Source organism: Candidatus Hodarchaeum mangrovi (assembly GCF_975850365.1).
In genome coordinates, this window is the sequence record NZ_CDLCQJ010000060.1 from 1 (window position 1) to 12,154 (window position 12,154).

At 35.2% G+C, this 12,154-nt stretch carries 14 protein-coding genes; 3 read left to right on the plus strand and 11 right to left on the minus strand.

From position 1 onward, the window contains the following. Positions 1-774, plus strand: a 774-nt coding sequence (locus tag ACWVCY_RS06230; protein ID WP_455141216.1) for a hypothetical protein, incomplete at its 5' end; no start/stop codon positions are given. 108 nt (positions 775-882) lie between these two features. Here ACWVCY_RS06230 and ACWVCY_RS06235 read toward each other — a convergent pair. Continuing rightward, positions 883-1,731 carry a hypothetical protein gene (locus ACWVCY_RS06235; RefSeq protein ID WP_455141218.1) on the minus strand — a complete coding sequence of 283 codons (849 nt, stop codon included), beginning with the start codon at positions 1,729-1,731 and terminating at the stop codon, positions 883-885. 157 nt (positions 1,732-1,888) lie between these two features. Here ACWVCY_RS06235 and ACWVCY_RS06240 point away from each other — a divergent pair, with 157 nt between their 5' ends. Beyond that, on the plus strand, positions 1,889-2,827 hold the full coding sequence (locus tag ACWVCY_RS06240) for an isoaspartyl peptidase/L-asparaginase (protein WP_455141220.1): 939 nt from the start codon (positions 1,889-1,891) through the stop codon (positions 2,825-2,827). Between the two features lie 54 nt (positions 2,828-2,881). Here ACWVCY_RS06240 and ACWVCY_RS06245 read toward each other — a convergent pair whose 3' ends face one another. The 10 genes from ACWVCY_RS06245 to ACWVCY_RS06290 all read right to left on the minus strand — a co-directional run bounded on the left by ACWVCY_RS06245 (position 2,882) and on the right by ACWVCY_RS06290 (position 11,270). Further along, complete coding sequence (locus ACWVCY_RS06245; RefSeq protein ID WP_455141222.1) at positions 2,882-3,655, minus strand: PAC2 family protein; 774 nt, start codon at positions 3,653-3,655, stop codon at positions 2,882-2,884. Positions 3,656-3,789: 134 nt separating this feature from the next. Next, a complete protein-coding gene (radA, locus tag ACWVCY_RS06250; protein WP_455141224.1) occupies positions 3,790-4,752 on the minus strand; it encodes a DNA repair and recombination protein RadA in 963 nt (320 codons plus the stop codon). Between the two features lie 151 nt (positions 4,753-4,903). Continuing rightward, entirely contained in the window at positions 4,904-5,833 is a 930-nt protein-coding gene (locus ACWVCY_RS06255; protein ID WP_455141226.1) for an ATP-grasp domain-containing protein, read from the minus strand. A gap of 184 nt (positions 5,834-6,017) precedes the next feature. Then, complete coding sequence (locus ACWVCY_RS06260; protein ID WP_455141228.1) at positions 6,018-6,221, minus strand: DNA-directed RNA polymerase subunit N; 204 nt, start codon at positions 6,219-6,221, stop codon at positions 6,018-6,020. Positions 6,222-6,239: 18 nt separating this feature from the next. Then, positions 6,240-6,896 carry a 30S ribosomal protein S2 gene (gene rpsB / locus ACWVCY_RS06265; RefSeq protein WP_455141230.1) on the minus strand — a complete coding sequence of 219 codons (657 nt, stop codon included), beginning with the start codon at positions 6,894-6,896 and terminating at the stop codon, positions 6,240-6,242. A gap of 122 nt (positions 6,897-7,018) precedes the next feature. Next, entirely contained in the window at positions 7,019-7,810 is a 792-nt protein-coding gene (locus ACWVCY_RS06270; protein ID WP_455141232.1) for a hypothetical protein, read from the minus strand. A 39-nt stretch (positions 7,811-7,849) separates the two neighbouring features. Further along, a complete protein-coding gene (locus ACWVCY_RS06275; protein ID WP_455141234.1) occupies positions 7,850-9,010 on the minus strand; it encodes an AAA family ATPase in 1,161 nt (386 codons plus the stop codon). 42 nt (positions 9,011-9,052) lie between these two features. Next, complete coding sequence (locus tag ACWVCY_RS06280; protein WP_455141236.1) at positions 9,053-9,664, minus strand: Snf7 family protein; 612 nt, start codon at positions 9,662-9,664, stop codon at positions 9,053-9,055. A 2-nt stretch (positions 9,665-9,666) separates the two neighbouring features. Beyond that, complete coding sequence (locus ACWVCY_RS06285; protein ID WP_455141237.1) at positions 9,667-10,338, minus strand: Snf7 family protein; 672 nt, start codon at positions 10,336-10,338, stop codon at positions 9,667-9,669. Between the two features lie 215 nt (positions 10,339-10,553). Beyond that, positions 10,554-11,270, minus strand: coding sequence for a hypothetical protein (locus ACWVCY_RS06290; protein WP_455141238.1), 717 nt, complete (start codon positions 11,268-11,270; stop codon positions 10,554-10,556). 378 nt (positions 11,271-11,648) lie between these two features. Here ACWVCY_RS06290 and ACWVCY_RS06295 point away from each other — a divergent pair. Further along, the coding region (locus ACWVCY_RS06295; protein ID WP_455141240.1) for a hypothetical protein at positions 11,649-12,154 on the plus strand (506 nt) is incomplete at its 3' end.

The window sequence follows — 12,154 nt, forward strand, 5'->3', positions numbered from 1 at the left end:
AAAGGGAAGGATGAGGTTTGGACTCCTATGCATCGATCTACTCCATGGACCCTTATTAATCTAGGTTATTTCTATTTTAATGGAGTTAAAATCCCTCAAATTTCTCGTGCTGTGGATTATATTTTTTCTACACAGATTCATCCCGAGGAACGGGTCTTTCGTAGTGATCACCCAGTTTGGGGTCATTTTATGCAGTGTGAAAATGCGATGCTTCTCCGTTCCTTATTGATCATGGGCTTTGATTTACGTTCTGAGGTGAAAGATGCTTGTTTGACTCATCTTACTCATATTAATGGTCAAGAGGGTTTATGTCATTATAAAAAAGGTCCCCAGAGTTCTGATCGTTTTCAACTTCCTTGTGCTTGGGGTTTAGTCAAAGATTTACTTTTTTTCAACGAATGGCCTATTAATTGGCGTGATAATCTCTATAAAACTACCATACAAGCCATCCAGCATTTTCTTTTGGCGCATGATCTTGCTCATGCAGATTTTCCACGACTAAAACGTCTTACTTCTGCGAAGTGGTTTGAATTTGCGTATTTTCGTAGTTACTATGCTGATCTATTTGAAGCAGTTGAGGCATTGATACAGTCTGACATTATTTCCCATGAAAGGCTTGAGCTTGCGATGATGGTTCTTGCTAATATGTGTCAGGAGGAAATTTCATGGTCCTGTGGTATTACTCCCTCTTGGCGTTTGAATTTTGAGAAAAAGGGTGTCCTTAGTCCTTGGTTAACCATTAAAGCTCTTCACATTGAAAAATATTTAAAATAATTAATGGAATTATTGGTATTAAATTGATAAATTCACTTGAAGAAAACAACGCAATTATTACTCATATTTAATTATTGTCAATAGAAAGAGCTTTATTTGTAGTAATAGTTATTCTACATCTTTTTGACATTCTAAACATAAATAAATTTGTCCTCCTCCGAAGCTTATTTTTTCAATAGGTTTTTTACAATTTTTACAGGTAGTACCTTTCTTATTTGGGCCCATCATTGGTACATACTGGCCTTTTTTTCCATAAATATCTATAAAATCCATTTTACCTCCTAACCTCATCCGTTCATTGATAAGATCTCTGATGGCATTATAAAGTGCTTCGCTTTCTTGTGATGTAAGGGAGGAGGCCTTTCGTTTTGGGTGAAGCTTTGCACGAAAGATAATGTCTTGAAATGCACTATTTGAAATTCCCACTATTATAGCATCTTTTCCTACTAAGATGGATTTTAAATTTCTATTTAGATGATTAAATTGATTTCGAAAGCCCTCGATTGAAAAAGTAGAATTAATGGGTGATAATTTGCTGGAAAAATCACGACGAAAAAGGTATACTGACTCTAGCTCCTTATCTAGAGAAACAAAGATACCTCCCATACTAATAAGTCTTACAGTGAGATATGTCTGATCTGCAAATGTAAGTAATAAATGAAATTTATGCAAGTGATGTTTATTTCCTTCATAAAATCGTATTATTCCCCCATATTCAGGACCAATTATTAAGTTTACTTGATCTGTCATTTGAATTCGAATGACATTTCCTCGAGCTATTATATTAGAAATTCTTTTATTGATAAGTTTATCAAAGTCATTTAGATTTTTATTCATAAATCCAATTTTCTGCATTTTTTCATAATCTTCTAACTGATAATTTATCACTTTTTTTCCAATAATAACTGTTTTTAACTGTTCTGCAAGGATTTGGGCTTCAGGTAATTCAATACTCATCATAATCAAATCCTAAGATTCATAGGTTCTCTCACCTCGTGGACCTCTTTTAAATACTACATTGTTTCTTATCTGGTAATAAGAAATACACAGTTCTTGCCTTGAATCTTGATTTATTTCCATTTTTTCTTCCGTATTAGATAATAATGGTGGTTTTATGAAATTTGGAGTGATAATTCATGGTGGTGCGTGGGATATTCCTGATAATGCGGTGACTGATCATTTAAATGGTGTTCAAAAAGCGTGTAATATTGCTAATAAATTATTAAAGAATGGAAAGTCTTCTTTAGATGCAGTTGAAGCAGCAATCTCTGTTATGGAGAATGATTCAACGTTTGATGCTGGTAAAGGCTCTTTTGTGAATCAAATTGGTGAAGTGGAAATGGATGCGATTATTGCTACTGAAGGTTACCAATTTGGAGCTGTTTGTGCTGTTCAAAATATTTCTAATCCTATTAAATTAGCGCGTTTAGTAATGGAAAAAACTAAACAACATATTTTAGTAGGTAAAGGAGCTAATTTATTTGCAGAACAGATGGGACTTCCTTTTGTTGCTCCAGAATCACTTCTTGTTGGTCGAGAATTAGATCGTTATTACAAAATCAAAAGAATTCCCAATTTTTCTGCAAAAAATATGTTTAGAGATTCAAGAAGAAAAATAAATGGTATGGGAACAGTTGGAGCTATCTGTCTTGATATCTTAGGAAAAATATCTGTTGGGGTTTCTACTGGAGGAACTCCTCATAAACGATCAGGACGGGTAGGGGATACTCCTTTATGGGGTGCAGGGGGTTATGTAGAATCCAGTGTTGGAGCTGCTGCAACGGGGTATGGGGAAGATATAATCAAAGTTTTATTGACCTACAAAGCTGTTGAATATGCGAAAATAGAACCCTCTTTGAATAAAGCTGCAACTAGAGCAATTACTGAATTGAAACGTGTAAATGGTTTAGGAGGGGTTATTATGCTCAACCAGAATGATGTAGGGTTTGATTTTAATACCCCACGTATGGCTTTTGCCTATCAAATCGAGGATACTGGTTTCATCGTGGGAATTGATCCAGGGGATGCAAAGAGAGAGAGAAAAGATTACTGATCGTAGTAATAGTAACAAAGTCCATTAAATCTTGAAATTTTTTACTCGTTTGAATTAAATATAATATCCTGGTCCTCGTTCGTCTTCCTCATTATTCTGCTCGAGGACTTCCCGTGCAAGATGTTCAATACGTTCGTTTTTTTGCAAAGCATCGTCGATTGTTTTATCCATTTTTTCGAGATCAAATCCAATAGAATAAAGCTCATCAATTTTTTGCAGTAGATTTTTACTTGCAATAGGATCAGTCCCAGCTAGGGTTAACTTCCCTAATAATCCATAACTTTCAAGATTTCGTTCTGCTGCCAAGGCAGAAAGAACACCAACTGCACCTGTTACTTCTCCTCCTTTTAAAAGCGAAATATCATGCTCTGTTAGCCAATCTCTTATTTTTTCAGTGTAGCCAAATCCTGCAATGTCTGGACCATCTTCATGAACTCGGAGACCACCGAGACAGATCACTGTATGAGCTTTTTGTTCAACTAAATAATCCAGTATTGAGTTAAGAACCTGAATTATCCCAATATCATGAGGTTGAGCATCACCAGTCAAAATAATTAAATTAGGGGTGGTATCGGTTATAGCGTATATTTCAACTCGCGCTAACCGTCCTAATCCGCTTTTACTATCTATCTGGACAACGGGAGGAAAGAAAGAGCTAAAAAATCGAGCTATTTCTATTGCATGATAATTTTCGATCAGAAATGAGGCTGCAATCTTACCAATTAAACCCATACCTGGTAATCCTTGGATTACGATTACTGGTTCGGTTAATGTAACCTCGGCAAGTCTGTGTAAATAAGTAAAAGAATTTCCTTGGGATTGATTCAAATTATAATCCTCGATTAATCATGGATGGGGATCAGTTTTTATGACTAGCTTTCTTTATTAATACATAAATTTGATTAAAAATCGAAATTTAGGCTAATTTTTCTCCTAGATCCACCAAATATAATAATTAAATTTCAGTAATCGAGGGGAGGTCCATCTCTAATTCCTTGGGAGGTTATATGGAATACTGCTTCTCTTTCAGCTAATTCAGGTGAATCAAATATCCGTGCAATCCGTGCAGTTCCTCTAGATTTCCTTAGTAAGATTCTATGCGTTGGTCTATGTCCCCACGCAAAACCAAGAGCTGGAGACAGATTACTTTCTCCTGTAAAAAGACTATCTGGATTTCCTAAAATTTGATTAGTAGTAACCACTGCCAATTCAAACGCTTCTGATAATCTTTGTAGGTCTTCTGCATGAGACATTAATGTTTGTTGTCTTCGTGGTAAATTATCTTTCCCAGGGAATTCCGCTCGGAAGTGAGAAGCCATTGAATCCACGATAATCAGTCTTACTTCATTTTTTTCTATTAATTTGTCAGCTTTGGAGACAATTTGGATTTGATGGTCAGTATTATATGCACGACTTACAAATATTTTTTTCAAAAAAAGAGAAGGATCCTTAGTAAATGGGTAAGCCATTTCTGCAACTCGTGCAGGTGAAAATGTATTTTCTGTATCAATGAAAAGAGCAGTTCCATCAAGCCCTCCTTCTTCAACTGACAATTGAACATTTATACATAATTGAAAAGCTAATTGGGTCTTACCTGTCGAAAAAGATCCACTAAACTCTGTTAAAGCTCCTACGTGAATACCCCCACCTAGGATTTCATCTAATTGTTGTGAAGACGTTGTTAAATGAGGTTTTATTAGTCTTTGTTGAAGTAATTCAGCAGCAGTAATAGGTTCTGACATCCCTATTAATTTTCTTGCTTTTAACACGGCAGTTTCAGCAGAACGACGATTTATTTCGCAACGTCTGACTACTTCATCAGGTGGAGTCGTAGCTAATGCAATTAAGGTAGGAAACTCTTCTTTAAGGCGATTTGTAACTTCTTCAGATAACTTCAATCCTGTGAAGTCATTTTTCTCAGCCATTGCGATCACATGTATTTAACAGAGAAACCTTTCAGTTACTTTTTAATAATAAGAAAGGGATTCACTCCATTTTGTATGTCTTTGGCTTTATTAGGATTGCGGATAAGAGTTTTTAGTATCATTAGTCATCTATGATCGTATTTATTTTTTCTTAATCTTGGATCTTGTGCTGCAAGTAGTCAACAATAATCTTTGCAACCTTAATATCTGGATAAGTTTCTTCAAAGGCTTTCCATCCTGGGCAAGCATTCACTTCTAAGACATACAACCCTTCGGATGTGGGAAAAAGGTCTATTCCAGCAACCTCAATTCCTATTTGTTCAACTATCTTATAAATTTGTTCTTGCATATTCTCATCCAGATTATAAGGTTTACAAATCGCACCTTGAGCATAATTAGTTCTCCATTCTCCTTTAGAAGCTATTCGTTCCATTGCTCCAAGAATTTGATTTCCAACAACTAAAACTCTTATATCAGATCGTTTTTTATCATCTCTTTTTATATCAGATATTGATGGAGTTAGAAATTCTTGAATTAATACAGGACTGTGATGTTGAAGGGCTAAAGCATCAATTATTTCTTCTGCAACACGTCTATTAGGAACTAAAATAGTACCTGCACCTTGACTAGAATCTGGAATCTTAATGACTACGGGAAATTTAAACCGCTCAATTATTCTTTCAAAAGCATACGAATTATTAATCAAAATTGTCTTTGGTAGTTTAATGTCAGGTATTTTGTACAGTGTCTGGTAACATCGAAACTTATCGCGAGTATTATACAAGGCCTCAGATGTAATAGTTGTAGGAATACCGATTAATTCAAAATGTTTTAAATATATTAAACCAATTTCTGTTTGAGATCGTCCAACACGTGGAATAATTCCATCAATGCTTTTTAATGATTGACCCGCAAAGAGTGCATCTGATTTAAAAGGAGTTAGATTATCGATAAGGGGAGAAATATAGGGTGTGGATAAATAAATCCCAGAGCAGTCAGATCTTTTAGCGAGTTCATCCAATAAAGCTGCTGTTGGAAAAAACTCGCGATTCTTGCTCATAATCCCTATCATATATTTCATTTGGTTTATCCAACCAGTTTTATCCCAATATTCAATTGAGAGAATCTAGGAATTTAGGTATTTTAATTTAGTCTCCATAGATAAAGTAAAGTAATTTGATCATCGATTCTTTATTTTCGCCGATCAATAACAAAAAAGGCTCTTTAAAGCATTAATTTTTCAGTAAAAGGTTCTAAAGAGTGAATTACCGGGTTGGACTTGAAAATATTAAAATGTCGTCAATTAGTTCTACATGAGTTATCAGCATTCGTCGACAGCAATATCGTGTTAAATTAAAGGAATCAAGAAGTTCTTTCGCTGTTTTTCCTTCCTTTAAACCTTCTAAGAAGGCATCATACAAATGAGCGATAACTTTTCCGCAAGTATAACAGCGAATTGGAATCATCATTGGCTTTTTTCCACCTCTTTAATAAGGATCAGATGCAGATAGTGGTCTTCGTCCTCGAGGAGCTCTAAATTGTTCCACGCGTAATTGAGCATCTCTTTCAGGGGTTAATTCTCCTCTTTCTCTAAGAACTTCTTTAGTAAGGAGCCAAAAGACCATTGCTAATGAATTTCGTCCTTTATTATTACAGGGTATAGCGACATCAACATAACGGGTTACATTATCGGTATCTACGAGTGATACAACAGGAATACCAACTCTTGAGGCTTCTTTGAGAGCTTGTCTATCAAAATGAGGGTCTGTAATAACTACACTTGTTGGTTCCAAAAAGTCGTACCGACCTTGGATATTTGGATTGGTAAAAATTCCAGGTATAAATCTTCCTGTTATTGCATAAGCTCCAGTTAATTTAGCAAACATTTCAACAGGATATACACCATATGCTCGTACACTGCATACCGCAATTCGTGACATCGTCTGTCGACCCAAAAATTTTGCAGCGGTACGAATTCGCTCATCTGTTTTATGAACATCTAATACGTATAATCCATCGCTCCGAGTTCGATATATTGCCCAATCCATACTCTTCATACCTGAAGAAGTACCAATATGGACTCCAGCCTTTAAATAGTCCTCTAGGGGTGCTAATAGATCCCCTTCAGCCTCAGGGTTCATCATTTGTCTGAAATTCCTCGGGATTCTCAAAGTTAATGTCTTTTAACGTCTATGAAAGGCTTCATTGAATGGGTTAAGAAGTTTTGTTGTGATTCCTCACATTGTAATTTAAAAGATTCCCTCGACTAATTGAAATGAAATTCAATAGTTTTTTTCTCAGAATCAGCCCAAGACGCTCTCTTTGTTTCTACTAATAGTTTCATGATAGTCTTAATGTCAGTTCCAGGTAAGGTCGACCAGCTTTGCTTCATTTGGATAATATCATATGCAGTGACCATTTCATACCCATTCTTGAATGCAAACTCAAATAAATCGTCACAGTACGTTATTAGGGTCTTCCAATATATTCGTAACCGTGTTTTTTGCTCATCCCACCATTTTGCTTTGTTTATTTCTACTAAATAATCTGAAATAAGGATCAATTGAGGAATAGATAATTTCTTCTTTGTAAGTGTATTATAAAAAGGATAAACTAAGCTAATCTCTTGTAAATCAATAATATGAAGATTCAGGATCCGTGCAAAATCTAAAATAAACTCACCCCAAGTGATTAACCACTGCTTTTTGTGTTCAATGTCATCTGGAACCATCCAACGCCAAGGTTTATTTACCCATTGTGGTATAATCGGTTTAATTCTTGGGTCGATTTTACCAGGTTCCAATATAGGCTTTTGCAAAGTTTCAGTACTGATATCGTTCAATATAGACTCTTGAGAGGAAATTTCAGTATCAATTGTTTGATTAGATGGAGGAATTACTCTTTCTGGTGAAAATGAGCTAAGATCTATTTTCTCTGTTTCAGATTTTTCGGTTAAAGATTCATTTAATTGATTCATAACACTTTCTAAAACTTCAAAGGGTTCATTTTCTTTCTTTTTAACATCTGATTTCTCGCGTTTTCGTTGCATCTCAGCCATATACATCCAGCTCACTGAACATGTACAGATTTTTGTACCTTATCCTCCGAATTTTTCTTTCCACTTTTCATATTCAACAAGCTCTTCAGGAGAAACAGATGGTTTAATATGAACCATAGATTGTGTGAAATCATCAATATTAGGTTTTCTGGGTTGAATTGAATGGTCTTTTAACGCCCCATCAGCATCAAGCTCACGAATAGGATGCATTAATGCTTCACGACAGAGAAGTGCTATGTCTGCAGCAGTATATCCAGCTGTATAATCAGATAATTGACCAAAATCCACATTAGAATCTAAAGCAACACCACGAGTGTGAATCTTAAACATAACCTCCCGTGCAGACTGATTAGGCAATCCTATATAGACTCTTCGTTCAAATCGACGCCTCATTGCTGCATCAATATCCCAAGGAGTATTTGTTGCTCCAATTGTAACAACTAATTCATCTCCAGTTCCAAATCCTTCAACTGCCTGAAGTAGCTGTGTTTTTACCCGACGCATGGCATCATGCTCGGAAGCTCCCCCTCTTCTTCCAGCCAAGGCATCAATTTCATCAAAAAATATAATTGAGGGAGCTTCTTCTTCTGCACGGTCATAAAGCTCTTCAACTAACTTTTCAGATTCACCTAACCACTTGCTGATTAAATTTGCAGCACTAACAGAAAAAAATGTAGAGTCCACCTCAGAGGCAACAGCTTTACACAGATAAGTTTTTCCACAGCCAGGAGGACCAAATAATAATATTCCTTTCCATGGTTTACGTGCTCCTTTAAATAAGTCAGGACGACTCATAGGAAGAATAACTGCCTCTCTCAAGGCTCTTTTAGCTTCTATCATTCCCGCAACGTCCTCCCACTTCACATTTGGCTTCTCTCTGACAATTACATCCGATATTGCACCTGTAATTTCATCCTCAGGCCCTGAAGATGCTGAAGAAGAAGGTGTTCCTTTTCCTTTACTTTTCCCTTCCGAGGGTTCAATTATTCCTCTAATTTCTTTAACTCGTATAATATAAGACATTGCACGTTCGTAATATAACTTCTTCATATTTGGATCTTCTGTAAAATCTCGTAATTTATGCAGCTGCTCTGCAGCAGCTATATAGTATCGAATCGATTGATGAGATTGCCCACTTTGATCTAATTTATAGGCGATATTTGCGTTTTTTTTGGCTGCCTCAAACAATGGACTAGACATAATGTATTCTCCTTAGATTAATCAAATTAGAAAATGAAGGAATTAATCCTTCTTAATTTTTTCTAGTTCTTTTTGTAGCTCTTGAGAACGAATATCTGGCGTTGGAAGCCCAAAATCTGCTGTAGCTACTTTTGAGGCACTAATTTCACCAATTATTTTTTCCACCATTTCATCTTCTTCAACATCAGAGGTCATCATTTCAAATCCCTCATCCATTGCATCAGTAGCAATATCAATTCTTTCGGTTTCTATTTCCATTTGTTGAAGAACTCCCTCTAATTGGGGGATTTTCAGCTGAGTATTCATTTGATGAAGTGCTCTTACTAATCCTCTCAAGTCTTTTCCAATTGCTTGAGTTGCTGCTGCTTGTTCGAGTTTAAATTTAATAGCTTTTACCCGGCTAGCCATCTGTTGGCATCCTCGGGCCATGGTACGATTTTTGGCTACATCTTTGGCTAATAAACGGGCGGTAGTCATATCTCCATCTTCGACAGCTTTTTCTACTTCCTTCAACATCTGTCTTTCTTCTTTAATCAGCTTATTTCGTTGACGTGTCATTCTTTTTTCAACCATTCGAAGACGAACTATCCACTTGCGTGTGTTTGTAGAACGATCTCCACCTCTAAGCCAGTTCCCGAATTTATCAAATACCATTGTTAAGACCTCAATCCTTCTTCAATTTGTTTTCGCATTTCTTCCAATTTTTTCTTATCAGCTTCTTTGGTTGCAGAACTTTGAGTGCCTGTAGAGGAACTAATTGGAGAAGACACTGCTGGTTCTTTTTTTTCCTTAATAAATGATTCAGAAGCAATTTCAGCTTCTAATTCAGCCATTTGTTGAGAAATACGGTCTTCAGCTTCTACATCCATCCCAATTTCGGTAATAGAGGTATCTGTAAGTGCTTCATCCATATCTGAAACCATTTCGATTGAATCCTCTAATGCCATCATAACTTCCTCTGTTCGTTCTGGAGAAGCTGCAGCGATATTAGCATCTATGGATGTTTGAGCATCAGATAGGGTCTGAGTAAGGGTTACATTATCTGCTGAAATATCTAGTGTATCTATCGTTCGTTGAAGATTTGAAATTTTATTATAGCTGCTTGTTACTTGTGTTAAATATAATTCACGTCTTTTTAACGCTTGTTGAGCACCTTGTTTATTACCGCCCCTAAGTAGTGTTCGTGCAAGGTCATGTTGCTCATCTGCTTGGCGCTGATAATTTTTTATCTTAACTTCCATTTGATTAATCGTTCGTTTAAGCTTTGCCTTAGTTTCGGTTGAGCTTGAAGGTTTTTTTCCAGTTAAGAATCCTTTAATTCTTTTCAAAGAAGTATCATCTCTTCTAATTGTTATTATATATAAGTCCTTAAAATATATTATATAAGTTCATGTCACTTTCAGGTAGGCTTCTTATTAAGACTTCCTATAAGTACTATATAACTCCCTTCTACAGATATGGTATATCCAAATTATGATTTTCCTCTTAATGATAATAGTAAAGACCTGTGTCCAATGATAATAATTAACATTAACGTATCAAATCAAATTGCAGGGAACGAAATGGTTAATCCATCAAGGGAATCGGATTTAATTGCAATACGCTGCTTTATTAGAGAATCTAACGCATTATTAACCCTTTCTATAGTCCATGAGGTTTTTCTCAACAATTCAGATAATCCAATCTCACCATTATATTGAGCTGCGAGTTCTAATATCACTTGGTGATCATCAGATAGTTTTGGATCCAAAAATTCAACAATTTTTATTCCAGCTAGTTTTTTAATTGCATGTATCATTCCATTTTCTTCAAGCATCTTCAGGGCAGAATTCATATCATTTATTGAGATTGTAATCCCTTTACTTTCATCATTAAGTCGTGTAAGCAATTCAGAAACGCTTAATAATCCTCCAGTTTGAAGCCTTGTGTTTTTCCCAATTTCTATAATTCTTAGGCTTAAATAATTCAGATAATCATCTTTTCCCTTTAATTTATCTATTATCCCTGGTTTTTTCCCTACCTCATAGATTCCAAGAGCTTGTGGAAGACCTAACTCCTCACGAATTATCATTAGACGTTGAGCTAATTGTGGATTTTTCTTGAAATCTCCTTCATAGGTTTTTTCCAATTTTTGAAGCTCATCATGAAGCTGATGGACTTTTTGACTTAATTCTTCAAGGGATTTAAGCGCAAGTTTTGTACCTTTTCTTTTCAATTCAGCTTCTTGTGTGATTTTCTCTTCAATTCTTCGTAATCCCATTGGTTTAGCATTCCTCATTTTTTTTGATAGAGGTCACTCGTTAGAAATCTATGTTAGGATCTTTATATTTCTTTACAATTCGGTACAAAAAAAAGAGCCTTTATAGGAAATTTTCCTGAATAGGGGTTATAATTGATCATTCTAATTTAATTAACTATCCTTTTCTCCTGATTAATACGAAGTACTTCATTTTTGTGTTTTTCGTTGAAATAATCAGTTTTTCTTTAAATTTACTACAAGATCATTTATTTTTAATCTTTAATTTATATATAATCAACTTTTACAAAAAATTATAGGGTATAATACACAACATATTATGCTAAGATTTTCTTTCCTTATAAAGACAGTTTTCAGTTAAATGTTTAGGTTTGGATCAGAATGGTACTTGATCTTAGTTTCAGCTCAGCTCCTATTTATTGTTCATTCTGTGGTACCATGATAATTGATTCAAACTCTAAAAAATGTTTGGAATGCGAAGCTTCCTTCTGTGCTAAATGTAGTGCTAATCTTCAGATAAATGGTTCTGCTCTTCAATGTCCATGTGGATCAAATAATATTGAAGATTATGGATCAAATAATAGCAATACAGCCCAATCTCTAGAACACGTTTTTGAACTTAAACGTTCGCTTAAACAAATGGCATATAGACCAGTGGTGGCCCTTAAAAGAACAGGTCAGTTCGAATTACGCCTCCGATCTCTTCGAAAACAATTCTTAATCCCACGTCATCATCTGGATAAGATTTTTTTAGAGACCAAAAAAATCGAGAATTTTATTTTAGAAGAATTTTTTTCCTATTCTGAAAAATTGCATCGTATTTATCGTTCTGTTATAGGATCAGATTCAGGATTTTCAGATCTTCGAAATATTTCAATGCAATTCAC